The organism is Actinomadura soli (genome assembly GCF_005889715.1).
Lineage (GTDB): Bacteria > Actinomycetota > Actinomycetes > Streptosporangiales > Streptosporangiaceae > Spirillospora > Spirillospora soli.
The window spans coordinates 14,288-39,550 of record NZ_VCKW01000052.1; the positions used below are offsets into that span (position 1 = coordinate 14,288).

The window sequence follows — 25,263 nt, forward strand, 5'->3', positions numbered from 1 at the left end:
GGTTGGGTCATTGGGTTGTGTCTGGGCGCAGTTCGTCCAGGAGGGCGCGGACCTTGTCGGCTTCGGGGAGGTGGAGGTCGGTGTAGGCGGCCAGGGCCTGTTGCCAGTTCTCGATCGCCTGGCGGTGGTGGCCGAGGTCGTGGTGGGCGTGGGCGAGACCGTCGAGGGCGCGGGCCCGCCCGTACGGGTCGCCGATCTCGCCGGCGAGTGACAGGGCCTCCTGGTGGTGGGTGAGGGCGCGGTTCTGGTCGCCGGCGCGGCGGGCGGTCTCGCCCAGCCCGTTCAGGGCCTCGTCCTCCAGCGGACGGTTGGCGATCGCACGTGCCAGATCGAGCGCCTGGCGGAAGTGTTCGAATGCCGCCTCGTATCGTCCGACCCGGCTGTAGACGCCGGCGACCTCGCATAGCGCGGAACCTTCGTAGAGACGGCTGGCGGTCGTGTGCGCCAGGTCGAGCGCCTGGCGGAGGTGTTCGAATGCTTCCTCGTATCGTCCGAGCTGTCCGTAGACGCCGCCGAGCCCGCTCAGCACGAGGGGCGGGCGCCTGACGTCGCCGGTGTCCCGCGCCAAGGTGAGGGCCTGCTCGTAGTGAGTGACGGCCCGGTCGTAGCGTCCGTGGGCCCTGTGGACGGACCCGAGGCCCTCCAATGCCTTGGCCTGGAGAACGAAGTCGCCGGTTTCGCGCGCCGCTTTCAACGCCTGCTGGTAGCGGGTGAGCGCCTCGTTGCCAAGCCCCAGGTGCCATGAGGTCGAACCGAGGTCGGCAAGGACACGGCCCCGGAGAATGCGGTTGCCCGTGTCCTCCGCCAGGGTGAGGGCCTGCTCGTAGTGGGCGAGCGCCTCGTCGTTGCGTCCCCGGTGCCGGTAGAAGAGGCCAAGGTAGTGCAGCGCATGGCTCTCGAGATCACAGTCGCCGGTGCCGCGGGCGGCCGTGAGCGCGTACGTGTACAGGCTGAGGGCCTCCTCGTGGCTGCCTCGGTGTTCGAAGTAGCACCACAAGGTGTTGGACAGGTCGGCGACATGGGAGGGCCAGCCATGTTCGGCGGCATGGACGGCGACGGCGACCATGTTGTGCCGCTCGGTCTCCAGCCAGGCTATGGCCTGCTCTTCGTCCGCGAAGGCCGGTGCCGGCGTCGTGGAGGCGGGGATGCTGGACCGGTAGAACCGGTCGCTGCAGGCGACGGTGTCCATGGCGAGGCCGGCGGTGTGCCGGAAGTGGTCGAACTCCCGGCTCAGGGCCGCGTGCCGCTCCGTCTCACTGGCTTCGCCGTCGGCGAGGTGGACGGCGTGGAGCCGGAGAAGCTCGTGGAAGCGGTACCGGCAGGCCGTGCGCTGCTCCAGCAGGTGGAAGTCAACGAGCTGCTCGACCAGCCGGTCGGCCTCGTCCAGCGTGAGATCCGCCAGGGCGGCGGCCGTATATGTGTCGAAGTCGGCACCGGGGTGCAGGCCGAGCAGCCGGAACAGGCGTCGCTGGTCGCCGGTGAGGTAGTGGTAGGACAGGGCGAACACGGCGGCGACGTCGCGGTCTCCGACGGCGAGTTCCGTCAGCCGCCGCCGCTCATGATGTAGCCGTTCGATCAGGTGGGTGACGCTCCAGACGGGGCGGGTCCGGAGGCGGGCGGCCGCGATGCGGATCGCCAAGGGCAGGTACCCGCACAACCGCACCACCTCTCGGACGGCCTGCGGGTCGACCAGGGCATGGGCGTCGCCGGCGATCCGGGTGAACAGCGCGGTCGCGTCTCCCAGCGGCAGGACGTCGAGGGACAGCGTGTGGGCGGCCTCAAGGTCGGCAAGGCGGCGGCGGCTGGTGACCAGTACCAGACAGTCGGGTGTGCCGGGAAGCAGCGGCCGAACCTGAGCGGCACTGGCGGCGTTGTCCAGCACGACGAGGGCCTTGCGCCCGGCGAGTTCAGCGCGCCACAGCGCGGATCGTTCTTCGGCCCCCTCCGGGATCTTCTCCCGAGGGACCTGCAGGGCGTGCAACAGCCGGTCCAGCGCGCTCGCCGGGCTGAGGGGCTCCCGGTCGGCGGTATGAGCATCCAGATCGATGAATATCTGGGCGTCCGGGTAACGGTCGGTCAGGGTGTGGGCGGCGTGGACGGCCAAGGCGGTCTTACCGATCCCGGCCATTCCGTCGATCGCGCTGATCACCACCGCCTTCGCGGCGTCCTCGGCCACCGGCAGCGCTGAGAAGAGCCGCTCAAGCTCGCTCGTGCGGCCGGTGAAATCGGTGATGTCGCGAGGCAGGAAATGGCGAGGGTCCGGATGGGAGTCTCGCGGTGCGGCGAGGTCGGCGTCGCCGGTGAGGATCTGCTGGTGGATGCGCTGAAGTTCCGCCCCCGGCTCCGTCCCGAGGTTATCGATCAGGACGCGCCGGGCTTCTTGGAACACTTGGAGCGCTTCTGCCCGGCGCCCGGCCCGGTACAGCGACAGTATGTGAAGACCGGTGAGCCGCTCACGCAGCGGATACTCCGTCACCCATTGAGTCAATTCGGTGGAGAGCTTGTGGTGCTGGCCGAGCGTGAGTTCCAGGTCGGCCAGTTCTTCCACGGCGGCGAGGCGTTTCTCGTCCAGGACGGCTCGCTGCGGCTCCAAGGACGGGCTGTCCAATCCCGCGAGGGCCGGGCCGCGCCACAGAGCCAGGGCGGCGCGGAACTCGGTGACGGCGTCCTCGATCCGGTGGTCGGCGGCGTATCGGCGGGCCCGCGTGACGAGGTGGTCGAAGACACTGATGTCGAGGGCATCGCCGGCGACCTGGAGCCGGTAACCGTCCTGGCCCACCGGCACCAGTCCTGCCTCACCGCTTCCGGTCAGCGTTCGCCGCAGATCAGAGACGATATTGCGGATCTGCTTCTTGGCGGTCGCGGGTGGATTCTCCTCCCACGCCACGTCGATCAACCGAGGTAATGGCACGACACGGTTGGCGGACAGTAATAAGGCGGTGAGCACTTTTTGGTGGCGGGCCGGTCCGGGGTTCACCGGTCGCCCGCCGGCTCGGATTTCCAGCGGGCCCAGAATCCGAAGATTCGTCATCATTTCTCCTCGGGGTCGATCAACATCCCACAAGCCGCGCCAACACGTCAGCAACCGGTTTTGACCCTTGTGGCCGCATGCAGCCATCCCTCATCCAGCGGCGTCCGCCCGGCGAATGGGTGTGAATGGCACCTGTTCGACCGCCTCCGATCGCTTAGCGTAAGAATGCGAATACCGGCTGTACGGCGGCGGATGGCGATGGCACCGGCCCGGCTTCGAGGACGCGGGCTAGGACCGGACTAGGACCAGACCAGGACCGGACTAGGACCGCGTCTCGCACGCTGCCCCTATGACGTATCGACGTGCATGGGACGAACAAGCGCCGCCAGCAGCCGGTGGCCATGCGCTTGACGGCTCGGTTCCGCACAACACCTTCCCCAACGCGCCGGGTCTACTCGAGTGCGCCGCCCGCGATGAGGAATTCCCTGGCGCTGAAATGAATCTGATCGAGGACGGTCATGCGTAGCCAGAGAGCTGACCGAACCGAGTGGCAGGTCCTCGTCGTCGGCGCGGGAAACGCGGGCCTTTGCGCCGGAATCGCGGCATTGCAGGCCGGGGCCAGGGACGTCGTGGTACTCGACTCCGCGCCCAGAGAACTCCGTGGCGGGAACAGTGCGCTGACGAAGAGCATGCGCTTTTCCTGGGCCACCGGATCATTCATCGCCGCGTTGCTGCGAGATTCGGACCAGCACAGGGTGGACGACATCTTGACCGGCTGGTCGGGATATAGCGATGAGCAGTACCTCGACGATTGGTTGCGGGTATCCGGCGGTCAGGTGGACAAGGCGCTCATCGAGTCGATCACTTGCCGCTCGGCCGACACGATCGCGTGGATGCGCGCGTCCGGCCAGCGCTGGGTGCCGAGGCCGGACCCACTGCCGGGTGACGTGCCCGTGATCTTCGAGGGCGGTGGGCAGGGCCTGCAGGCGCGGAATTTCGCCGAGTTCGAGCGCCTTGGCGGCACGGTCCGTTACGGCAGCACCGTCACCGACATCGAGCGGATCGCCGGTGACCGGTATGTCGTGCGGGGGTCGGGCGAAACGTTTCCCATCGTGAGTGACGCGCTGGTGCTGGCGTCCGGTGGCTTCGAGGGGAATCCGCAAACGCGTGAGCGCTATCTCGGCGACCAGTGGCGAGATGTGAAACTGCGTGGAGTGCCCTTCAACAACGGGGCGCCAATGGAGGCGGCGATCGCGCTCGGCGCCGACACGGCCGGCAACTGGAAAAAGTGCCATGCCACGCCGCAGGGGACCGAACTACCCGACTATGTGCTTCCCGGCCAGATGCACGAGTCGCACCTGCTGACGCGCTACGCCTTTCCCTTGGGCATTGTCGTCAATCGGGACGGGCGCCGGTTCTTCGACGAGTCGGCCGGCTACAGCAATCTCACCTATGTCTCGCTGGGCCAGCAGATCATGCACCAGCCAGGGAAGATCGCTTTTCAGATATTCGACGGGAAAGTGCTCGCTGCCCGGTCGCTGCCGGCGGGCTACCTCGGCGATCCGGCGGCGGTGATCGTTCGAACGCTCGAAGAGGGCGCCGAACGGCTCGGCATCGATTCCGGGAATCTGGTCGACGAGGTCGGTCGCCTGAACGATTCGAGCGGCGATCTGACGCCCGCTGCGGCGGGCAACACCCCGCGGGCGCCCAAACGTCTGGACTCGCCCCCATTCCTGTTCGTCCCAGTGGTCAGTGGCCTGACGTTCACCTACGGGGGGCTGTCGGTGACCACGGGGGCCCAGGTGCGCGGCGGGGGAGAGCCGATCGAGGGCCTCTACGCCGCCGGGGTGATCGTCGGCGGGCTGTACGACGAGGGGTATCCGGCCGGAACGGGGTTGATGGCGGGTGCCGTCCTGGGCCGGGCCGCTGGAACGTCGGCGGCGGCCCACGCGGCCCGAGTCCGAGGGAAAGGGTCGTGTTGACCGGCGAGCCCGGTGTCCCGGCATGAAGATCGTGGTCGTTGGAATCGGGATGATCGGCTCACGTCACGCGGCCATTTTCCGGGAGGCGGGCCACGAGGTCGTCACCGTCGACCCGAGGGGCGGCGCGGACCACGGCCGGTTGTCGGAATTGCCCTTCCCCTCAAGCGTCGATGCCTGGGTCATCGCCACGCCGACCGCCGCCCATCTTCCAGCGCTCGGCGAGATCCTGCGGCGCTGCCCGGACGCCCGCGTCCTCCTGGAGAAACCGGCCTGCTACCCGACGGAGATCGCCGATCTCGTGCGAACGGTCCGGCGGCACCCCCGCTCCCGGATCGTGGTCAATGACGTCTACGGCCACAGCGAGGCCGTGCGGCGCTTCGCGGAGTCCGTGCGGCGACTGAGCGAGTCCGACCCGATTACAAAGGTGACCGTGGAATTCACCAAGAACCGGGAGTTGGACGTCGCCAACGGCAGATTCGTCGATACGCAATACGGCGAGGCGGGCTACGAGTTCTTCCATATGCTGAGCATTCTCCGGTCGGTTCTCCCGGCTGACACCTACCGGAGGTACCTGCGAACCCTCCCGGCCCTGGTCACTCCCGAGATGCGGGTGCGGACATCGACCGAGGACCTACCGGATATCGAGCTTTACGCATCCTCGGCCGGTGTCATCGGCCACGCAGACCTGGCCGGGTTCGCCTTCTCCGCGAACGCGGCCAGGGAGCATATCGCGCGGTCGGTGATCCCCTACGGGACGGATCTGAGATATCGATTCGCGGATGTGGAACTCGGCTCTGGAAAGCATGTGACGCTCGTCTTCGAAGCATGCTACGGCGATGATCCGGATTACAAGAACAAACATGCCGTCCATATTCGCGGCACCGGGACCTGGCGACATTTCACGATCTCCGGAAACCATTTCAAGGAGGCGCTCCTGCGGCAACTGCACCTGCTAGATCGAACGGCGGAGGGCACGGCCGTGATGCGACTACCCGAGCATCGGTTCCTGGCCGGCCTCGGCTGGGCCACATCCACCGTTCTCTGCCATGTCATCTGAAGCCGGCCGGTAATTCGACGCCTGAGAACAGCGACAAGCAACAAGATTGGGAATGTGGAATGACCCAGAACACACAGAACTGCTCGACATTGCTGCGGCTCGCCCCCGGCATGCTGCCCGAGGTTACGGACGAGCAGTCCGCCCGGGCTCGGATCGCAAGCCAGATCGGGTCCGACGAGAGCGCCTACAAACTGTTCGGCCAGACGTGCCGATTCGAGGCCCCCTACACGGCGAGCTGGATTCACGGTCCCGGAGAGAAGTCTCCCTATCTGTCGCTGGAGCTGGCTGCGACGTCGCTGGACGACGACCGGTACCGCGCCACACTGGCCGACATCGTGCTGTCCACCTCGACGGCCATCCCGTACGACTACCGGGCCCTGGCCGCGGAGGAACTCCTGCGTTTCGGGCCGGGCGACTTCATCGGCCCCCTCCAGGCGGCGGTGGACTGCTACGTGCCGTTGGGGCACCGCACCCAGCAGGCGAAGGTCGACGTCTCCACCGACGGCATCGACCACCTCTTCGAGATCCCGGACACCGTCGCGGGACGGCTCGACGTCCTGACCGCCGCCAGCGCGGCGAAGACGCTGGAGAGCCGATGCCTGCTGGCCCAGCGCGTCCTCGGGCAGGCTCCTCGGGCGGAGTCGCCCGCATCCGACGCGGAACGTCTGATCGCCGAGGACGTCGGGACCGACATGATCTCGCCCGCGGACTACCTCGTCCCCTGGGACCAGGAGTTTCCCGGGGAGAACGGCGCCACGCTCACCCTCGCGGAGTTGTTGCGCATCGTCCTGCTGTGCCCGGAGTTCAAACTCCCGGACGCGAAGGTGCGGCCGATCCTGGTGGACTTCTACCGATCGGTCCTGCGGACCAGCGGGCGCTCGATCATCGGCCTTTCCGCCGGCGTCTTCCATGTGGAGCACAGCACGCTCACCACGCCGTCCTACTACTACCAGGGACGCGACGCCATTCTCGGCAAGGGCCTGGTGATCGACTGCGTCGGCGGTGCGATCCTGCAGAGCGGGTCGTTCCTGGGCGGGGGCTTCATGCCCATTCTCATTCACACCCACAAGCACATCCGCAAGAGCGGTGAGGCCGGGGCGTCGGAGCGGAAGCGGATACTTCCGTGCATCTTCGCCGCTGAAGCCGGCGCCCGGTTCCCGATGGACGCGATCGGCCTTTTCGAGACGGTGGACTACCTCGAAAAGGACACCCCGTACCAAGGAATCCGGGCACTTTCCCTCAACGAGTAACCGGGCCCCCGCCGACCCCATACCGGACCGCGTTGCGCAATGCGGGCGAGCGCAACGCCATGCAGACCGTCGGATCCTTCGTCGAAACCACCGAACTCGCGCCCTCCCCGCGACCGGGTCGGATGGCCGCACGCCGGCCATCCGACCCGGTCGCGGGACGGCGGAAGAACAAGAGGATGAATATGGTCGAATTCAACGTCGCCGTCGTGGGTGCGGGCTATGTCGGGCTGACGACGGCCGCATGCCTGGCGTCACTGGGACACCGGGTTGTGTGCGCCGACGTGAACCTCGCCAAGCTCGACGGGCTCTCCCACGGAGAGACGACCATCCGGGAGCCGGGATTGCGCGAGCTCGTCGTGAACGGTCTGGAGACCGGCCGCCTGCGATTCGTGCTCGGCGCGGCCGCCGCGGCGTCCGGGGCCGATGTCGTCTTCGTCTGCGTGCCGACACCGATGGGACGCGACGGGGCGGCGGACCTGACCACGTTGGAGACCGTTGTGGCGGAGCTGCGCGACGTACTGCCGCCGGGCTGTGTCGTGGTGAACAAGTCGACGGTCCCCGTGGGCACCGCCGTCCGCACCGCCGAGCTGCTCGGCCGGGCGGACGTGGCCGTGGTGTCCAACCCGGAGTTCCTCCGCGAAGGGTCGGCGGTCGAGGACTTCCTGAACCCCGACCGGATCGTGATCGGTTCGGAAGTCCCGGAGGCCGCCGGGCGTGTCGCCGCCCTGTACGAACTGCTCGGGGCGCCCGTTCTGCGAACCGGTCCGGCGAGCGCGGAGATCATCAAGTACGCCTCCAACAGCTACCTTGCCACCCGCCTTTCCTTTGTGAACGCCATCGCCGAGCTGTGCGAGCACATGGGCGCCGACATCGACGACGTGCGGAAGGGAATGGGTTTCGACAGGCGGATCGGCATGTCGTTCCTGCGGCCTGGCCCGGGATGGGGCGGGTCGTGCTTGCCGAAGGACACCCGCGCCCTCCTTCGGTCCGCGGAGGCGGTCGGCTGCGAGTTCCCGATTCTCCACGCCGCGATCGTCACCAACGTCCGGCAGCAGGAGCTTGTGGTCGACAGGGTGCGCCAGGCGGTGGGCGGCCGGCTGGCCGGGGTCCGCGTCGGCCTGCTCGGTCTGACGTTCAAGGCCGGCACCGACGACCTGCGGGACTCTCCGGCGCTGGTGATCGCTGAACGGCTGGCCACCGAGGGTGCTGAACTTCTCGGCTACGACCCCGGCGTCCCGAGCCCCGTGCCCGGCATGACGGACCGGATCCGGCTCATGGAGACGGCCTACCATGCGGCGAGCGGCGCGGCGGCGCTGATCCTGCTGACCGAGTGGCCCGAGTTCCGCGACCTCGACTGGGAACGGATCGCCGACCTGCTCGCGGGCCGCACCGTCGTCGACACCCGGAACCTGCTGGACCCGTTCGTCCTGAACAAGGCGGGCCTCGCACACTGGTGCGTCGGCCGACCGGCACCGCAGGACCTGGCGAAGGACCACTCGACCGCATGACCCCGATCAGCGGGCCCAACGGACGCCACGGCTCGTGCCCGCATTGGCGCCCCGCACCGCGGCATTCCGCGCCCTGGACCCACCACTCTGCGATGCCGGATCAGACGGCGCAAGGAAATTGATGACACATTAACGCGCTAAGAGAGCGTAACGACCTCATTGACCCGCGTATGGATCGCGTGTGGGACGGAAGCAGCCGCTCTCGGCGTCGGCCGGGTGGGGCGTCAGGATGGCGTCAATATTTCCGGTGACGGCGTCGAGAACGCGTATACGACCACGCTCCCAGCTGAAATCTCACCTTACGGTGAGGCTGTGGATGTGTTCGAGGAGCGCGCATCCGCGGAACCCCGAACCGCGGCCCGATGAGCCGCCGAAATGCGGAGGCTCCCAATGGATCGCTTGGAATCGGCCGCCTGGCAACTGGCCGGCGGCGCGTTGTGCGCGTTCGTCCTGGCGGTCGTCCTCAGGGACGCGGGCTGGCGGGTCGGCTGCGCGGTCGTGGCGGTGTCGGTCGCCGCCTGGTCGCTGGCGGCGCCGCCGGTGGCCGGGGCCGCGCTGGGGCTCGCCGGCTGGCTGCTGGTGACGGGCTTCGACGTCGGCAAGGACGGCGGCCTGACGTTCAGCGGCACGCCCGACCTGATCCGGTTGGGCCTGCTGGTCGGCGCCGGGCTGGCCGCGAGCCTCGCCGGACGGTGGCCGGGCCCGCGCGGACACCACGGCCCCGCCGATCAGGACCACCCCGCCTGGGAGCCGCGCGCACGCGACGCGGACGTCCCGTCCGGTGCCATCGAGGGCGGCCCCGCGCGATCACCCGCCGGGCGCCCGCCGAGGAGTCGCCGCCCACGGTGGACGTCGGCCGCCACTCCGTCGACCTGGCCGGGAAGATCGTCCATGCCCCGGACGGCACGCGGATCCACCTCACCCCGACCGAATGGGGCGTGCTGGAGGTCCTGGTGCGCAACCGGGGCAAGCTGATCACGCACCGGCGGCTCCTCGCCGAGGTCTGGGGCCCGAAGCACCTCAGCGAGACCAACTACCTGCGCGTCTACATGGCCACGCTGCGCCGCAAGCTGGAGGACGACCCCGCACGCCCACGGCATCTGATCACCGAACCCGGCATGGGCTACCGCTTCGACCCCTGACCCCTGACCCCTGACCCCTGGCGCCTCGCCCAGAACCTGTTTTCACCCTCAGGAGAACGAATGAGAATCCCACTCGTCCGCGGCGATGATCCCGAGAAGGACGCCGCAGAGGAACCCCCTGATCCCGGGGAACGGCACCGGCTCAGCGTCGTGGGCGGGCTGGCGGCCCTCTCCCTGGACGCGATGGCGTCGGTGGCCTACGGCCCGGAGGCCATCGTGCTGGTGCTGGCGCTTGCCGGGGGCGCGGGCATGGGCTTCACGCTGCCGGTCACGCTCACGATCGCGGCGCTGCTGACCGTCCTGACCCTGTCCTACCGCCAGGTGATCGCGGCGTTCCCCGAGGGCGGCGGCGCCTACGGTGTCGCCGGACGGTATCTGGGCCGCCGCGCCTCGCTGGTCGCCGCCGCCTCACTGATCATCGACTACGTGCTCAACGTCGCGGTCTCCGTCGCCGGTCAGGCCGGGTGAGGCCGGGCGGCGGGGCAGGGTGATGGGTCGGTGGTTGCGGATGCCTAGGGGGATGTGGTCAGGGGCCGGTGTGGCGCGGTCTGCGGCGATGAGTTCTCAGGCCGGTTCAGTAGGCGGGGGGCTTCGAAGGCTCGTGGGCGCCGCAAGTCGGTCGCCACGAGATGATGCTCGGGGGTGAAGGACCTCCTGGCGGGCTGTGCCGCTGCGCCCGTTGTCTCGGACCGTCCGGTCGCCGTCCGACGCCCTGATCTATAAGGGTTCTGATGGGTGTGCATAACTCCCGGCTGGATCGGCCCTCCTGTGCGTAATCTGCTGGAGCGAACACCATCTGGAGCCGGGGGTCGGTGTGCGGTTCGGTGCCCAACTCCTCGCTGCGGGACTGCTCCCCGTCGTCGTGGGCGTCTCCGTCAATCAAGTGCTCAATGACGGGCGGTGGAGCTGGGTCTGGTTGTTCGCCGCGCTGGCGGTCTCGGGGGTCGCCGCCTCGATCACGTTCCTGATGCAGCGCGAGATGGCCGGTTCAGGAGGTGCCCGGACCACGACGCGTCACTATGTCCGGCAGGTGCGCGGTGCCGTCTCCGACATGGAGACGCTCGGGGTGGCGAGGCAGAGCGAGTTCGTCCTGACCATGCGGGAGGCGTACATCGATCTCGCGCTGCGTCCCCGGCCTCCCCGCGACGACCCTGCCGACGAGGTCGGAGACGGCGCCTCGGAGGCGCGGACCCTGCAGGACTTCCTTGGTGAGGGACGGGTGTACGCCGTCCTCGGCAGCTCCGGGTCCGGGAAGACCACGCTCGTCAGGCACGCCGCCCTGACCCTGTGCGATGGTGAGCGGTTCCGGCGCAGGCGACGCATCCCCTTGCTCCTCTACTTACGCGACCATCTCGCCGCGCTACTGGGAGAGGAGCCGCCGGGCCTGGCGGGTCTGGCGGCCATGGCGGGCTGGCTGGCGGGCAGGGTCGAGCCGCGCTGGATCGAGCATCGGCTGGAGAGGAGCCGGTGCGTGGTGCTCTTGGACGGGCTCGACGAGGTGGTCGACGCGCGTGACCGCAGGGCCGTGGTCACCTGGATCCGCAGGCAGGTCCAGCGGTTCCCCGGCAACGACTGGGTGGTGACGTCGCGGCCCGACGGCTATCTCTCACACCCGCTGCCGAACGCCGAGGTGCTGAGGCTCCAGCGTTTCAGCGGCGCGCAGGTCGCCCGATTCGTCCACAGTTGGTACCTCGCCTACGAGCAGCGGGCGCGCTCGCGCTCCGGCGCGGAGGTCCGCGAGCGGGCGGCGGCCAACGCCGACGAGCTCGTGTCGCGGATCCTGGAGTCGCCGGCACTGGTCGAGCTGGCCGCCAACCCGCTGCTCCTCACGATGATCGCCAACGTCCACCGGAACCGGGAGGCGCTGCCGCACAGCCGGGCCGACCTGTTCCACGAGATGTGCGATGTCCTGTTGCACCGGCGTCCGGAAGCGAAGGATCTCCATGACCTCACGGGCCTGAGCGGCCACGCCAAGGAGATCGTCCTCAGGCACCTGGCGGCCGACATGATGAGCCGCCGGATACGCGACATCGGCGTCGAGGACGCCAGGTCGGTCGTCGCGATCCCCTTGCGGACGGTCGCCGACGAGGGCGCCGTCGATCCCGGCGTGTTCCTGCGGGTGGCCGTCAGGAGCGGGCTCCTCGTCGAGCGCGAAAGCGGCATGGTGCAGTTCACCCACCTGACCTTCCAGGAGTATCTCGCGGCCGCGCACATCCGTGCCCGGCCCGTGGCCGACCTCCGCCTGCTGGTCGAGGGGATCGACCACCTCTGGTGGCGGGAGACGTCGCTGCTGTGGGCGGCGCTCGGCGACGCCACGGCGCTCATCGAGGCGTGCTTGGAGTCGGGAACGGCCCGCGCTCTGACACTCGCTTTCGACTGCCTGGACGAGGCACGGCAGGTGCAACCGGAGACACGGGTCCGGCTCCACGCGCGCATGACCCCGGACACGGACAACGGCGGTGCCGATGTCCGGCTCGTCGCCGCGGTCACCGCCGCCCGCTCCCTGCGCCGGTTCCTGTGGCTGGACGGCGCGCTCCCCCTGTGCGTCGAGCCGGTCGGGCGCGAGCTCTACACGCTCTACACCGGCCGGACGGCAGCGGAGCCGGACGGTTTCGCCACCGGCCTGTGGCCGGTCGACGTCCGCGGCTTCCTCGACTGGCTCAACGGCCTGTTCGACGACGGCACCCGCTACCGCCTCCCGACCCGCGAGGAACTGGCCCATCCGGACGCCGCACGCATCCCGGCGCTGGAGAGCCACACGGTCTGGGTCGGGCAGCCTCCGGTCCTGCACAGGCCCGACAAGGTCCCGTGGCCGCTCAGGCCCGGTGAGGCGGCGATCGGCGCGTTCCGCGAGAACGTCCACCGGCGGGCGCGGCTGGCGCTGCACCTCACCAGGGCGGCGTCCGGGTCCGTGGCGCTCGAACCGCACAGGGTCGTCGCCTACATCCATCTGCTGAGGCCGGACGGCGGAGGCTCCTCGACGGTGGACCATCTGCTGGCCACCAACCTCGATCTGGCCTGGGACCTCGCGAGCGACCTCCGCCGGACCCTGACCCTCGCCGGCGAGGCGGGACGGGGACTCGACGCGACGCGCGGCATCAGCAGCGACCTCGACCGCCTGGTGCGCCTGACGCTTCCCTTCGGCGGCGCCCACGGGCTGGATCAGGTCGGAGTGCTCTCCAGGGAATTGGCCGAGGCGAGCGACCGGACCGATCCGGACTCCGCGCGGCTCCTCGCCATCACCGGGGATCTGCACGCCGCGCTGAGCCGCGCGCTCACCCGGAGTCTCGGCCGCGCCGCCGACGACGCCGACGGCACGGCGCGGGACCTCGCCCTCGACCTCGACCGGGCCCTGGTCCTGACCCGCGCACGGGACCACGACCGTGAGCTCGCCGGAGGGATGGCGGAGGATCTGGTGACCGTCACGGTCGATCCCGGAGATGAGGGACTGCTGCTCGCCCGCGACCTGGCCAAGGCCGTCGAGCCCTACCAGCGTGACCTCCTCGCGACCTCGGTGACGGTCTTCGGATGCCTGCTGCGATGCTGGAGCGCGACCGGCGCGGGCAGGCGTGGGACCGGCGCGGGCAGGCGGGGGCTGCTCCGATCCCTCGAGGGGTTCGTGAACGGGCTCCTGGACGGACTCGCCGAGGAATTCGCGCACGCGTCCGCGGACCCTGTCGCGAATTTGCGGCAAGTGCTGACGGGCTTGGGCGATTTGGGCGAGGACCCGGATATCCGCCGCCTCATTGAGCACGCGGAGTCATCAATGGCTCCGGTCTTCGCGCGGGAGACGCAGGTCGATCCGGTGACGCTCCATCTCGCGGGTGCCGAACTTCTCGCGGCGATCGGGTTGCTGCGCATGCACGGCGCAGGACGTTCACGGTCCGCGACGCTGCTTGCCGAGGCTTTGGGAGCGGTCATTCTGTGGTCGGGCAACGGCCGGGACGACGCGAACGATGTCATTCTGCTGGTTCAGGTCTGATGACGCGATGGGCGAGGAGGCCGGGACGATGACGCTCATCGTGATCGCCGCGGTGGCGGCGGCGCTCGCTGCCTCTGCCTATCTCGGGTACGCGGGCTTCGTCCGGATACCGCCGGATCACGTGGGCATAGTGCGGAGGCGCTTCGGCCGCGGCGACGCCGGCTTCCCCGGCATCGGCTCACAGGGCCGGCCGGGACTCCTCGCGAGGACGATCCCCCCTGGGAACGGCTTCTGGGGTTTTCCCGGGGTCTACTCGGTCCAGATCGTCCCCCGCGTCGTGATTCCCCCCGGCCATGTCGGCCTCGTGACGGCGCTGTTCGGCCGTCCGCGGCCGGCGGGGCAGGCCTTGGGACGCGCCGTCAGCTGCGATGACTTCCAAGCCGGGGAGAGGTTCCTGGCAGAGGGAGGCGAACTGGGACGTCAGGCCGCCGTCCTGCCCGGCGACGCGACCTATTCGATCAACACCGCCCTGTTCGATGTCGAGACGGTTCCAGCCGTGCGGGTCCGGCCAGGGACGATCGGGCTGGTGGTCGCTCTCATGGGACGCATCCGCCCGGCCGACCGGCCTTTCGCCCGTCACGTCGAATGCGACGAGTTCCGGGACGCGGCGGCGTTCCTGGAACGCGGGGGCGAGCAGGGCAGGCAACTGGCCGTGCTGGTCAGCGGTGTGTACGAGATCAATCCATGGGTGTTCCATGTGATCACCACCAGCACGCTCACCGACGCCGACGGGCTCGCCCCAGAGCACCTGAAGGAGGTCGTCGTCCACGTGGGGACGACCGGCGTGGTGGTCACCCTCGACGGCCGGGAACCCACCGACGGGGAACTCGGGCCCGAAGTGCCCGGCCACCACGCCTTCCAGCGCCCCTGGGTGTTCCTCGAGAACGGCGGAGTCCGGGGAGTCCAGAAAGAGGTGCTGAGAGAGGGCGGCATCTACGCGCTCAATCCGTGGTTCGTCCGCGTGGTGATGATCCCCAGCAGGGTCCTGGTCCTGGAATGGCGCGCACGGCGGCCCGATGAGGGCGTGACATTCGACGCCGACCTCGATGAGATCGGGCTCGTCATCGAGGGCTACGCGCTGCGCGTGGAGATGACGCAGTCACTGCGCGTCCCCACCGCCGCGGCGCCGCACCTGGTGCGCGCGTTCGGAACCACGACCGGCCTCGGCGGAACCGTCAGCGGATCGGGAACCCTCCGGAGATTCGTCCAGCTGGTGCTCGCCGCCGCGGTCTCGACCTACTTCGGCCGCGTCGCCGCGGACGCGAGGATCACGGACTTCCTGAGCCGCCAGTCGGATATTCAACTCGATCTCGCGGACGACATCCGTGCCGCCCTGTCCACGTGGAACGTCGAAGCGATCAACACGCATATCGGGTTCCCCACGATCGAGGATCCGAAGCTGGCCGAGACACTACGGCAGATCGCCGGTGATCGGGTCGATCTGGAGGCCTTGGAACTCCGCCGCTCCCAGGAGGTCTTCAAGAGCGAGATCGAGGAGATGCGGATACGCGCGGAACAGCGCCGAATGACCATCGAACTCGAGACCGAGATCAATCTCCTCGGTGTGGACAATGTGGTGCTCGCCCGGCTCGTGCGCGAACTCGCGCGCATGGACGTCCCCAAGTTCATGGAGCAGGAGGACGCGGACCATCTGGCTCACCTGCCCGCCGAGCTCATCGCCCAGCTCCTCGAACGGCTCCGAGAGATGCGCCAGTCACGCGACGACCCACCCCAACCCCCCGCCGACGACCCGGCAGAGGGAACCACCTGAGCCTTGCCCGTAGCGGCTGGCACTTAGGCGGGTCGCCGTGGGTCCAGGGCCGTCCGGCCCGGGGAGGAGCGGACGGCCCTGGAGGACCGGCTCAGCCTCCCCCGGGCGGTAACCGGCCACCTCTCAGCCAAGCATGATCACCCGGCGTTGGACACGGCCAATCCACGCACACGCCATCACTCGCGCTGATGACGTCGCCCGGACCGGAACTCGGTAGAAAGGGAACGGGTTTCTCGCGCCCCGGTGCCGAGGTCCCGAGACTGCGAACAATCCACTCTGTAACTATTCTTACTTGTCCCGCATATTCGCAATTATTCGAGTAGGATCAGAATATCCGGCAATCGACGAGCTCCCCGTTCTGAGGGGTTGATCCGTCACACCGGCTCGCCCCCGAGAGGGGGAGTCATGCCGACCTCGCACACGCCTCGCGTCAACGGACGAGCCCGGCTCACCGGCCAGACCGGTTCGGTATCCCAGCTCAGGCCGCCTGGCCGCAGAGCCCCCGATCGGCACAAGGCCCTGCCAGAGCCGCGAACGCTGACCGTGGCCCGCACCAGCGTGGTGTGGCCCGGCCTGTGGGCCGTCGCGGTTCTCCTGATCGTCTTCATGGTGTTCGTGGTGAGCAACACCGGTGATGTGCGGATCTCCTTCACCGGGATGAGCGGCGTCCTGCCCATGGCGGTCGTGCTCATGGCCGCGATGGGCACCGGGATCGCGGTCACCCTGATCCTGGGAACCGCCCGCGCCACCCAGCTGCGCCCGCTGACCCGCAAGCGCCTCCGCTGAGAAACGTCCCACCGCACCGACCGGACCCCCAAGGAAGGCGCCTGCCATGTGGACCACCACCGAACGCCGGACCACGATCAGCCTGTCCCCACCCTCGACTCCACGGCTGCGGCTGCGCCCCGCGGCCCCTCCCGGCTCGGCCCGGACCACGCTGGACGGCGCCTGGTGGCCCCGCTCGGCCGACCCGGTCGCCGAACTGCCGGGCTTGATCCTGGCCCTGCAAGACCACGGCCCCATCGCCGACCAGCGTCCCATCACCCACGTCATGCTCCGGATGGACGACTGGGACAGCCGTCCCCGCAGGTTGCGCATCGACGGCCCCACCGACACCCGGGTGGTTCGGCTGAGCTGGTTCGACTCCCTGCCCTCCGGGCTGCTCACAGCGATCCACGCCGACGGCCGGCGCGTGGACCTGCTCACCGTCCCGTCCGCCACGCCCCGGGACGAAGCCGAGGCGTCGATGGACCGGGCGTCCGACCCGCACAACGTCCTGCACACCCCTGGCCTGCTGGCCGCCCTCACCCCGCCACCCGGTCGGATGGACGGGGCCGAACGGCCGGATGCGGGAGTGCGCGGGCGACTTCGGAAAGACCCCGCGGGACGCTGATCCGGCCGCAGCCCGGCCGACCCGTCATCCGACCGTCCGGACCGGAACTCCCGCCCACCTGTGATCGGAGATCACCATGACCACGCTCACCGCCACCAGGTCCGCTGCCAGGTCCGCTGCCACCGGCCTCTTACGGGCCCCCGACGATGTGAGGACGCCCGCCCGCCGCGCCGCCGGGCCCGCCATCACCGTACGCCTCGCCGACCCCGGCCCGCAGATCGCCGCACGGCTCGACGTCATCGGGCTCGGTCGGACTCTCAACGCTCACCCCGGCCCCGGGCGTCGATGCCGAATCCGCCGCATGACCCTGGGACGCCTGGCACAAGAGGGTCAGGACGACCAGGTCGGAACGGTTCCGCGGCGCGGATCATACGGGTGCGCCGGTCCGGGCCAGTTCTCCGATCGCGGAGTCAGGTGACCGCGTCCACGCACGATGGGTGCGAACGTGGGGCCTGGAGTGCGACCTCATGAACATGTGACGGCACCGCGGTGCCCGGCCCGAGCAGCCTACGGTTGGAACTGCTCGGGCACGCCGATCTCCACCTGATGGATCATCAGGTCCGGGTAGAGCGCCTGAGCCTCATGGAGGACCTGCGGCATCGAGTCATAGCCGCCGTCGGTCCTCTAGAGGGGCTCACTGATCCAGTGCCAGACGCCCCCCTCGTGCCGCGCGCGGACGAGGTGCGCGCCGCTGGAATCGGCGAGCTCGGCGACCGCCCGGATCAGCTGACGATGGAAGTCATCTGGCGGATGGGAGCCGGACGAGCCTTCCAGGAGGGACACGCTGACCTTCGCGTCGTCGCGGAGCTGCGCGGTCAGCCGTCCGGTCTCATCCAGGCGGAGCATCACGATCGCATCAGCCCGGACGATGTCACGGTCACCGCTCGCCGCGATCCAGACCCCGGACGCCGTCCCGCTCATGGACCTCACCCCCCGGCTCCGACAACCCGCAGGACCACCACCCAACATAAACGGTCCGACATCACGCTCGTCAGGATCGCCGCAGTTCGACGCGGCGCTCGACACGGAGAGCCCCCGATGATCACGGGATGGGAGTCCACGTTGTGACCCGCGGGCGTGCCCGCCAGCCCGAACGGCTCGGCGCCAAGCCGCGCCGCTCACAAAATGAACACCTCTGACTACATAGAGTTATCTAGGTATCAGAGGGCATAGAGATGGCCATGGGGGAACGGATCGGGCCTGTGAACGCGGTGAATCGGAGCGAAGGCTTCGGTGAGCGGCTGCTGGGACAGTTGCTGGACCGGGCGCACGAGATGCCACCGCAGCTCATCGCCCCGCTGGTGGCCGAAGAAATACGTGCGATCGGCGGCCGGGACATCTCGATCCTGCTGCAGGATTACGCGCAGCTCACCCTGGTGCCCCTCCCCGGCAGGGGTCTCACCGATGGTGAACCGCTGCCCTTGCAGGGGTCCCTGGCCGGACGCGCGTTCCTGACCGAGACCGTCGTCGAACACCTGCAGGCCGACGGTGTGCGGATGTTCCTGCCCTTGCTGGACGGAAGTGACGAGATCGGCGTGCTGGCCGTGACCCTGGACAGCGTCAGCGACGACGACCGCCGGCTGCTGCGACGGCTGGCGGGCCTGGTCGCCGACATGCTGGTCACCAAGAACAGCTACACCGACCAGTTCTTCCGCGCCCGGCGACGCGAGCCGATGAGCGTGCCCGCGGAGATCCAGTGGTCACTGCTTCCCCCGCTGACCATGACCACGCCGCAGGTCGCCGTCGCCGGAATCCTGGAACCCGCCTACAACGTCGCCGGCGACAGCCTGGACTACGCCCTCAACGACGACATCCTGCACCTGGCCATGATCGACGCGATGGGCCACGGCCTGAACGCCGCCGTGCTGGCCACCGTCGCCGTGGGCGCCTACCGGCACGCCAGACGCGCCGAGGCCGGCCTCGCCGAACTGTACGCGTTCATGGACACCGCCATCGACCAGCAGTTCGGCCCCGACCACTTCGTCACCGCGCAGATGATGCGCCTCAACATCGGGACGGGACACCTGGAATGGGTCAACGCCGGCCACCCGGCACCCTTGCTGATCCGCGATCACCGCGTCATCGGCGCACTGGAAGGATCCGGCACGCTGCCCGTCGGCATCGGCGGCTCGAAGCCCCAGATCAACAGCGAACACCTTCAGCGCGGCGACCGGGTCCTGGCCTACACCGACGGCCTCATCGAAGAGCACGCCATCGGGGGAGAGCAGTTCGGCGAGGAACGCCTGATCGCCACCATCGAACGCGTCGGACCCGCCAGCGCGACCGTGCAGCAAATGGTCCGAGACCTTTCCCACACACTCATGCAGGAAAGAGGCGGAATCACCAGCGACGACGCCACACTCTTCCTCATCGAATGGCGCGGCGGCACCGCCGACCACCTCGCCAAGCCGATCCTGTGACGGCGACGGCGTCCTCGACCGCGGTGCTCGTCACCTAGGCCTGCTACACCGCACCTAGGCCCGCTACACCGCCCGGATCACCGAACGGGTCTTTCCTTCCTGAGTGATGGGGTGGGGTCGGCACGTGGCCGACCCGGCTTGCAGAGCGTGGGATCGCGACGTGGCCTGCGCATACCGGTGCGCAGGTCCAGGCCGAGTTCCGCTGGGGAGCGCGTCATCCCGTTGACGTTCAAGTAAACTTTTCCTACCTTAAAAATAGGAATAGCCGATGCGCGGCTGCCGCAGCCCCCGGGACCACCTGTCCGACCGTTGGAGGAATCCTTCCGATGCCCGTCAAGCCCGTTCATCTTGCGGCGCACTTCCCCGGGGTGAACAACACCACCGTCTGGTCGGACCCCGCCTCGGGCAGCCAGATCGACTTCGCCTCGTTCGCCCATCTCGCACGGACCGCGGAGCGCGGCAAGTTCGACTTCCTCTTCCTGGCCGAGGGGCTGCGGCTGCGCGAGCTGAAGGGCCGCATCCACAACCTGGACGTGGCCGGACGTCCCGAGTCGCTGACGGTGTTGTCCGCGCTGTCCGCGGTCACCGCGCGCCTGGGCCTGGCCGCGACGGTCAACTCCACTTTCAACGAGCCCTACGAGGTGGCCAGGCGGCTGGCCACGCTCGACCACCTCAGCGAGGGCCGGGCCGCCTGGAACGTCGTGACGAGCTGGGACGAGTTCACCGGCGAGAACTTCCGGCGCGGCGGATATCTGGACGAGGCCGACCGCTACGGCCGCGCTGCCGAGTTTCTGCACACGGCCCGCGAGCTGTGGGACTCGTGGGCGCCCGGCGATCTGGTCACCGATCCGGGGGCGGGGGTGTTCGCCCGTCCGGGGAGCGGCGCGTTCGCGCACCGCGGCCGGCAGTTCGACATCGCCGGCCGGTTCAACGTGCCGCGCGGGCCGCAGGGCCATCCGGTGATCATCCAGGCGGGCGACTCTCCGCAGGGACGCGAGTTCGCCGCCGCCGACGCCGACGTGATCTTCAGCAGGCACGGGACCCTGGAGGACGGCCGCGCCTTCTACAAGGACGTCAAGAGCCGGCTCGCCCGATACGGCCGCCGCCGGGACGAGCTGAAGATCATGCCCGCGGTCACCTACGTCCTCGGCGACAACGAGGCGGACGCGGCCGAACGCGCCGCCGAGATCCGCCGCCGGCAGGTCGGCCCGCAGACCGCCATCGCCTACCTGGAGGGTCACTGGGGACGGGACCTGTCCGCCTACGACCCCGACGGCCCGCTTCCCGACGTCGAGCCGGATCTTGGCGAGGGCGTCTCCCAGGGGCGGGCCCAGTTCCGCGGTGACCGGGGCGAGACCGTCCGCAGGTGGCGGGCGCTGGCCGCCGAACGCGGCCTCACCATCCGCGAGCTGGTCATCGAGGCCACCGGGAGGCAGACGTTCGTCGGCACGCCGGCGTCGGTCGCCGACCAGATCGACACGTTCGTGCAGACCGACGCCGCCGACGGCTTCGTCTTCGTGCCGCACCTGACCCCGGGCGGCCTGGACGACCTGGTCGAGCACGTCGTGCCGCTGCTGCAGGAGAAGGGCGTCTTCCGCGCCGACTACACCGGGCCCACGCTGCGCGACCACCTCGGTCTCCAGGCCCCGCGAACACCGAGGGCCGCGCGCACACCGAGGAAGGTCTCATGACCGGTCTGCACCTGTCCGCCGCCCTGAACGACGCCGGCTGGCACCCCGCCGCCTGGCGCGACCCCGCCGCCCGCCCCGCCGGCCTGTTCACCGCCCGCTACTGGACGGATCTGGCCACCGAGGCCGAGCGCGGCCTGCTCGACTTCGTCACCATCGACGACTCCCTCGGCCTCCAGTCGTCCGGCCCCACCGTGCCAGACGACCGCACCGACCAGGTCAGGGGGCGGCTTGACGCCGTCCTGGTCGCCGCCCGGATCGCCCCGGCGACCGAGCGGATCGGGCTCGTCCCGGCGACGATCACCACCCATACCGAGCCGTTCCACGTCGCCATCGGCATCGCGTCCCTGGACCACGCGAGCCGGGGACGCGCGGGCTGGCAGCCCCGGGTCGGCGCCCGGCTCTCCGACGCCGCCCATTTCGGGCGCCGCGCCTTCCCGGACCTCGACCGGCCGTGGTCCGCCACCGCGGAGGGCGCGGCGCTCGGCGCCGAGCTGTTCGGCGAGGCCGGCGACGTCGTGGAGGTCGTGCGCCGGCTGTGGGACAGCTGGGAGGACGACGCCGAGATCCGCGATGCCGCGACCGGCCGGTTCCTGGACCGCGACAAGGTGCACTACATCGACTTCGAGGGCGCCCGCTTCAGCGTCCGCGGACCGTCGATCACGCCGCGGCCGCCGCAGGGCCAGCCGCTCGTCACCGCGCTCGCGTGCGGCGTCCGGTCCTATGAGTTCGCGGCGCGGGGCGCGGACGTCGTCTTCGTCACCCCGCGCTCGCGGGCGGACGCCTTCGCCGTCGTCGCCCAGATCCGCGAGGCGGAACGCACGGTCCGCCGGTCCGGCGAGCCCCTCCGGATCCTTGCCGATCTGGTGGTCTTCCTCGATGAGGCGCCCGGCGCGGCGGTCTCCCGCAAGGCCCGCCTCGACGACCTGGACGGCGCCCCACTGGACTCCGACGCCGAGATCTTCACCGGCACGCCCGGCGAGCTGGCCGACCTGCTGCTCGACTGGCGGAACGCGGGCCTGGACGGTTTCCGGCTGCGCCCCGGCGTCCTGCCCTCCGACCTCGCCGGGATCACCCGGGGCCTCGTGCCGGTGCTCCAGGAGCGGGGCGCGTTCCGGACCGGCTACCAGGCCGCCACCCTGCGGGGCCATCTCGGTCTGGCACGTCCCGCCAACCGTTACGCGGCGACATGACGGGCCCGGACCGGCGCTGGGAGATGGCGGGTCCGGACCGGCATCGTGCGGGCGGGCGGCCGTTCCCTTCGAATTCGACCGTCCTTCCTGGGAGGCGTCCGTGACGCCCCTGTCCGTCCTCGACCTCGCGCCTGTGCCCGCCGGCCGGACCGCGCGCGACGCCCTGCGCAACACTCTTGACCTGGCGCGCCGGGCGGAGTCCGCGGGTTACCGGCGGTACTGGCTCGCCGAGCACCATCTCGCTCCGGGCGTGGCCAGCGCGGCGCCGCAGATCCTCATCGAGGCGGTCGCCGCGGCCACCTCCCGGATCCGCGTCGGCTCGGGAGCGGTGCAGACCGGCCACTGGACCGCGCTGTCCATCGTGGAGCAGTTCGGCACCCTCGACGCGCTGCACCCCGGCCGGATCGATCTCGGACTCGGCCGGTCCGGGCAGCGCCGTACCGAGATCGCCCGCGGAGCCGCCGCGTCCGGTCCCGTCCGCGAGGACCGGGTCGTCGGGGAGGTGGACGGGCTGCTCATCCCCGCACCGTTCGACGCCGCCAAGCTCATGACGTCCCCGAAGTTCGCCCTGCGCAGCGCGCTGCTCCAGCACCCGGGCGCCGAGCCCCGCGACTTCGCCGACATCGTGGGGGACATCGCCGCCCTCCTGGACGGCACCTACACCGGCGACGGGCATGAGGCCCACGCGAACCCAGGTGAGGGCGCCGCTCTGGAACTGTGGATCTTCGGCAGCAGCGGCGGGCAGAGCGCCCGCGTCGCGGGGGAGCGGGGGCTGCCGTTCGCGGCGAACTACCATGTCAGCCCGTCCACCGTGCTGGAGGCCGTGAAGGCGTACCGGGAGGCGTTCCGGCCCTCGGACACGCTGGACGAGCCCTACGTCGTCGTGTCCGCGGACGTGGTGGTCGCGCCCACCGACGAGGAGGCCAGGGAGCTGGCGTCGCCGTACGCGCTGTGGGTGCACAGCATCCGTTCGGGGCTCGCCGCGATCCCGTTCCCGACGCCCGCGCAGGCCGCCGCCCACCGGTGGCGTCCGGGAGAATTCGACCTGGTGGCCGACCGCGTCGCCACCCAGTTCACTGGCGCGCCGGAAACCGTCGTGGCGGGGCTGGAGACCCTCCGGCGCGTCACCGGCGCCGACGAGCTGCTCATCACGACGATCACGCACGGGCACGCCGACCGCGTCCGCTCCTACGAGCTGCTGGCCGGCGCCTGGGATCACGGGTCGGCCGCACACCGGCGGCGGGCCCAGGCGATGGGGGATTCCCGATGACCAGCACGGAAACCGATTCATGGCGGCCCCTGACCAACGTCGAGGGGCTTCCGCTGATCGGCGGGCGGGGCCTGGTCCGGCTCCGGTTGCGCGGCGAACAGGGAATCCTCTGGGAGGTCTACTATCCGGCCGGCGTCCGTTCCCCCGAGCACCAGCACCGGCACGACAGCTACATCTATCTGCTGAGCGGGTCCCTCGTCGGCACGGTCGGCGGTGTGCCGGCCCAGCTCGGGCCCGGTCAGACCCTGATCCATCCGACCGGCGTCCCGCACACCGTCATGGCCGTCACCGACAGCAGGTGGCTGGAATTCAAGTCGCCACCAGAAGACGGCTGGCACTGACGCGCGGACAATGCCCGGCGCTTCCTGCGCGACTCTTGACATGATCTCCAATTCTCCACTTAATAAGTAGACAAAGTTCCATAGTGCGGTGCGTGACCGAGGAGTTCATACATGTCCGTGACCGACGAATATCTGGCCAACAACGCCCGCTACGCGGAGAGCTTCAACGGGCCGCTGCCGCTGCCGCCGTCCAGGCACGTCGCCGTCGTCGCCTGCATGGACGCCCGGCTCAACGTCTACGCCATCCTCGGTCTGGGCGACGGCGAATCCCACGTCATCCGCAACGCCGGCGGCGTCGTCACCGACGACGAGATCCGCTCGCTGGCGATCAGCCAGCGCCTGCTGGGCACCACGGAGATCATCCTCATCCATCACACCGACTGCGGGATGCTCACCTTCCGCGACGACGAGTTCAAGCGCGCCATCCAGGACGAGACGGGCATCAAGCCCCCGTGGTCCGCGGAGGCGTTCCCCGACCTCGACGAGGACGTGCGCCAGTCCATCGCCCGCATCAAGAACAGCCCGTTCGTCCCGCACAAGGACGCCGTCCGCGGATTCGTCTTCGACGTCGCGACCGGCAAGCTCAACGAGGTGACCTGACCCGCGCCGACTCTGCCTTGGGGGCGGCCTCCCCGTCCAGCACCGTCACGGCTGGAGCGCCACTTCACCGACACGTCGTGCTGGCCGGCGGTGTATGGCCAGGACGTAGGACCAGGAGCACCCCGGCTCCGGCGACCGCCATCCCCAGGGCGACGCTTGCGGTCAGGCCCTGCCCGAGCAGCGGGACGGCGAGCAGCGCGGTCGCCGGCGGCACCAGGTAGAGCAGGCCCCGCCGGCGGCCGGCCGTTCGCTCACCGAGACGGCCACCCCGGTCAGGCCGAGTCCGAGTCCCGCCCACTGCCGCCGGGTCAGCCGTTCGGAGAACAGCGGAACCGCGAGCGCGGCCACGATGAGCGGGCAGGCACTGAGGATCAGGGCGGACGACCCGGCCGGGACGCCGTGCCCCAGTCCCAGGAAGACACCGCCGAGCTGCACCGTTTGCAGCAGCGTCCCGGCGATGAGGAGATGACCCCAGACGCGGGCGCTGGACGGCCACGGTGCCCGGGTGACCAGGGCGAACGAGCCCAGGACGAGGACGGCGACCAGGAAGCGCCAGGCCGCCAGGGCGAGCGAGTGGCTGCTGCGCGCGCCGATGGATCCCGCGATGTAGCCGCTGCTCCAGACGGGGACGAACGCCACCTGGACCGCGGCCGTCGAAAGGCGTCCGGGCGGACGCCGGTCCGGCCCTCCCGCCC

General features: G+C 69.7%; 22 protein-coding genes. 17 read left to right on the forward strand and 5 right to left on the reverse strand.

Going from position 1 to position 25,263, the window contains the following annotated elements:
• Window positions 1–7 precede the first annotated feature (7 nt).
• Window positions 8–2,887 (reverse strand): AfsR/SARP family transcriptional regulator, encoded by a 2,880-nt coding sequence (locus tag ETD83_RS12840; RefSeq protein WP_230420864.1) that lies wholly within the window; start codon window positions 2,885–2,887, stop codon window positions 8–10.
• 535 nt (window positions 2,888–3,422) lie between these two features.
• The gene (locus ETD83_RS44380; protein WP_230420866.1) at window positions 3,423–3,692 is read right to left on the reverse strand and encodes a hypothetical protein; all 270 of its coding nucleotides are present in this window, start codon (window positions 3,690–3,692) and stop codon (window positions 3,423–3,425) included.
• Between ETD83_RS44380 and ETD83_RS12845 the strand changes: the two genes are divergently transcribed.
• The 11 genes from ETD83_RS12845 (at window position 3,577) to ETD83_RS12890 (ending at window position 17,056) form a co-directional block, all read left to right on the forward strand.
• Entirely contained in the window at window positions 3,577–4,953 is a 1,377-nt protein-coding gene (locus ETD83_RS12845; RefSeq protein WP_230420865.1) for an FAD-binding protein, read from the forward strand. The genes ETD83_RS44380 and ETD83_RS12845 overlap by 116 nt on opposite strands.
• Before the next feature lie 22 nt (window positions 4,954–4,975).
• Window positions 4,976–6,010: a Gfo/Idh/MocA family oxidoreductase gene (locus ETD83_RS12850; protein ID WP_138645329.1), complete on the forward strand. Its 1,035-nt coding sequence runs from the start codon at window positions 4,976–4,978 to the stop codon at window positions 6,008–6,010.
• Window positions 6,011–6,069: 59 nt separating this feature from the next.
• Window positions 6,070–7,260 carry a hypothetical protein gene (locus ETD83_RS12855; protein ID WP_138645330.1) on the forward strand — a complete coding sequence of 397 codons (1,191 nt, stop codon included), beginning with the start codon at window positions 6,070–6,072 and terminating at the stop codon, window positions 7,258–7,260.
• A 176-nt stretch (window positions 7,261–7,436) separates the two neighbouring features.
• On the forward strand, window positions 7,437–8,768 hold the full coding sequence (locus ETD83_RS12860; protein WP_230420862.1) for a UDP-glucose dehydrogenase family protein: 1,332 nt from the start codon (window positions 7,437–7,439) through the stop codon (window positions 8,766–8,768).
• A gap of 390 nt (window positions 8,769–9,158) precedes the next feature.
• Window positions 9,159–9,743 (forward strand): hypothetical protein, encoded by a 585-nt coding sequence (locus ETD83_RS45685; RefSeq protein WP_329602776.1) that lies wholly within the window; start codon window positions 9,159–9,161, stop codon window positions 9,741–9,743.
• Window positions 9,707–9,910: a winged helix-turn-helix domain-containing protein gene (locus ETD83_RS44385; RefSeq protein ID WP_407921477.1), complete on the forward strand. Its 204-nt coding sequence runs from the start codon at window positions 9,707–9,709 to the stop codon at window positions 9,908–9,910. The genes ETD83_RS45685 and ETD83_RS44385 overlap by 37 nt, the downstream gene beginning before the upstream one ends.
• 60 nt (window positions 9,911–9,970) lie before the next feature.
• Window positions 9,971–10,378 (forward strand): APC family permease, encoded by a 408-nt coding sequence (locus tag ETD83_RS12870; protein ID WP_205717634.1) that lies wholly within the window; start codon window positions 9,971–9,973, stop codon window positions 10,376–10,378.
• Between the two features lie 346 nt (window positions 10,379–10,724).
• The gene (locus ETD83_RS12875; RefSeq protein WP_138645331.1) at window positions 10,725–13,892 is read left to right on the forward strand and encodes an NACHT domain-containing protein; all 3,168 of its coding nucleotides are present in this window, start codon (window positions 10,725–10,727) and stop codon (window positions 13,890–13,892) included.
• 7 nt (window positions 13,893–13,899) lie between these two features.
• Window positions 13,900–15,663: an SPFH domain-containing protein gene (locus ETD83_RS12880; protein ID WP_171064170.1), complete on the forward strand. Its 1,764-nt coding sequence runs from the start codon at window positions 13,900–13,902 to the stop codon at window positions 15,661–15,663.
• A 405-nt stretch (window positions 15,664–16,068) separates the two neighbouring features.
• Window positions 16,069–16,449, forward strand: a complete 381-nt coding sequence (locus ETD83_RS12885) for a hypothetical protein (protein WP_138645333.1) — start codon at window positions 16,069–16,071, stop codon at window positions 16,447–16,449.
• A 46-nt stretch (window positions 16,450–16,495) separates the two neighbouring features.
• Window positions 16,496–17,056: a DUF5994 family protein gene (locus tag ETD83_RS12890; RefSeq protein WP_138645334.1), complete on the forward strand. Its 561-nt coding sequence runs from the start codon at window positions 16,496–16,498 to the stop codon at window positions 17,054–17,056.
• A 130-nt stretch (window positions 17,057–17,186) separates the two neighbouring features.
• Here the strand turns inward: ETD83_RS12890 and ETD83_RS42440 are convergent, their stop codons facing one another.
• Complete coding sequence (locus ETD83_RS42440; RefSeq protein ID WP_171064171.1) at window positions 17,187–17,324, reverse strand: hypothetical protein; 138 nt, start codon at window positions 17,322–17,324, stop codon at window positions 17,187–17,189.
• 356 nt (window positions 17,325–17,680) lie between these two features.
• Entirely contained in the window at window positions 17,681–17,977 is a 297-nt protein-coding gene (locus ETD83_RS12895) for a hypothetical protein (protein ID WP_138645335.1), read from the reverse strand.
• Window positions 17,978–18,258: 281 nt separating this feature from the next.
• On the opposite strand from ETD83_RS12895, the gene ETD83_RS12900 reads away from it, so the two are divergent.
• From ETD83_RS12900 to ETD83_RS12925, 6 genes are all read left to right on the forward strand, one after another.
• On the forward strand, window positions 18,259–19,476 hold the full coding sequence (locus ETD83_RS12900; protein ID WP_230420863.1) for a PP2C family protein-serine/threonine phosphatase: 1,218 nt from the start codon (window positions 18,259–18,261) through the stop codon (window positions 19,474–19,476).
• 326 nt (window positions 19,477–19,802) lie between these two features.
• Window positions 19,803–21,167 carry an NtaA/DmoA family FMN-dependent monooxygenase gene (locus tag ETD83_RS12905; protein WP_138645337.1) on the forward strand — a complete coding sequence of 455 codons (1,365 nt, stop codon included), beginning with the start codon at window positions 19,803–19,805 and terminating at the stop codon, window positions 21,165–21,167.
• A complete protein-coding gene (locus ETD83_RS12910) occupies window positions 21,164–22,357 on the forward strand; it encodes an LLM class flavin-dependent oxidoreductase (RefSeq protein WP_138645338.1) in 1,194 nt (397 codons plus the stop codon). The genes ETD83_RS12905 and ETD83_RS12910 overlap by 4 nt, the downstream gene beginning before the upstream one ends.
• A gap of 100 nt (window positions 22,358–22,457) precedes the next feature.
• The gene (locus tag ETD83_RS12915) at window positions 22,458–23,627 is read left to right on the forward strand and encodes an LLM class flavin-dependent oxidoreductase (protein ID WP_138645339.1); all 1,170 of its coding nucleotides are present in this window, start codon (window positions 22,458–22,460) and stop codon (window positions 23,625–23,627) included.
• Entirely contained in the window at window positions 23,624–23,968 is a 345-nt protein-coding gene (locus tag ETD83_RS12920) for a cupin domain-containing protein (RefSeq protein WP_138645340.1), read from the forward strand. The genes ETD83_RS12915 and ETD83_RS12920 overlap by 4 nt, the downstream gene beginning before the upstream one ends.
• 111 nt (window positions 23,969–24,079) lie before the next feature.
• Window positions 24,080–24,568, forward strand: coding sequence for a beta-class carbonic anhydrase (locus ETD83_RS12925; RefSeq protein ID WP_138645341.1), 489 nt, complete (start codon window positions 24,080–24,082; stop codon window positions 24,566–24,568).
• Window positions 24,569–24,730: 162 nt separating this feature from the next.
• Here ETD83_RS12925 and ETD83_RS12930 read toward each other — a convergent pair.
• On the reverse strand, window positions 24,731–25,263 hold a 533-nt coding region (locus ETD83_RS12930; RefSeq protein ID WP_138645342.1), incomplete at its 5' end, for a DMT family transporter.

What these genes read in the sequence shown, in the direction of transcription:
- ETD83_RS44380 (WP_230420866.1), bottom strand. Translation starts at nt 3,692, where the DNA reads ATGAATGATCCGGTGGCCCAGGAAAAGCGCATGCTCTTCGTCAGCGCA.
- ETD83_RS12850 (WP_138645329.1), top strand. Translation starts at nt 4,976, where the DNA reads ATGAAGATCGTGGTCGTTGGAATCGGGATGATCGGCTCACGTCACGCG.
- ETD83_RS12855 (WP_138645330.1), top strand. Translation starts at nt 6,070, where the DNA reads ATGACCCAGAACACACAGAACTGCTCGACATTGCTGCGGCTCGCCCCC.
- ETD83_RS12860 (WP_230420862.1), top strand. Translation starts at nt 7,437, where the DNA reads ATGAATATGGTCGAATTCAACGTCGCCGTCGTGGGTGCGGGCTATGTC.
- ETD83_RS45685 (WP_329602776.1), top strand. Translation starts at nt 9,159, where the DNA reads ATGGATCGCTTGGAATCGGCCGCCTGGCAACTGGCCGGCGGCGCGTTG.
- ETD83_RS12870 (WP_205717634.1), top strand. Translation starts at nt 9,971, where the DNA reads ATGAGAATCCCACTCGTCCGCGGCGATGATCCCGAGAAGGACGCCGCA.
- ETD83_RS12880 (WP_171064170.1), top strand. Translation starts at nt 13,900, where the DNA reads ATGGGCGAGGAGGCCGGGACGATGACGCTCATCGTGATCGCCGCGGTG.
- ETD83_RS12885 (WP_138645333.1), top strand. Translation starts at nt 16,069, where the DNA reads ATGCCGACCTCGCACACGCCTCGCGTCAACGGACGAGCCCGGCTCACC.
- ETD83_RS12890 (WP_138645334.1), top strand. Translation starts at nt 16,496, where the DNA reads ATGTGGACCACCACCGAACGCCGGACCACGATCAGCCTGTCCCCACCC.
- ETD83_RS12895 (WP_138645335.1), bottom strand. Translation starts at nt 17,977, where the DNA reads ATGAGCGGGACGGCGTCCGGGGTCTGGATCGCGGCGAGCGGTGACCGT.
- ETD83_RS12905 (WP_138645337.1), top strand. Translation starts at nt 19,803, where the DNA reads ATGCCCGTCAAGCCCGTTCATCTTGCGGCGCACTTCCCCGGGGTGAAC.
- ETD83_RS12910 (WP_138645338.1), top strand. Translation starts at nt 21,164, where the DNA reads ATGACCGGTCTGCACCTGTCCGCCGCCCTGAACGACGCCGGCTGGCAC.
- ETD83_RS12920 (WP_138645340.1), top strand. Translation starts at nt 23,624, where the DNA reads ATGACCAGCACGGAAACCGATTCATGGCGGCCCCTGACCAACGTCGAG.
- ETD83_RS12925 (WP_138645341.1), top strand. Translation starts at nt 24,080, where the DNA reads ATGTCCGTGACCGACGAATATCTGGCCAACAACGCCCGCTACGCGGAG.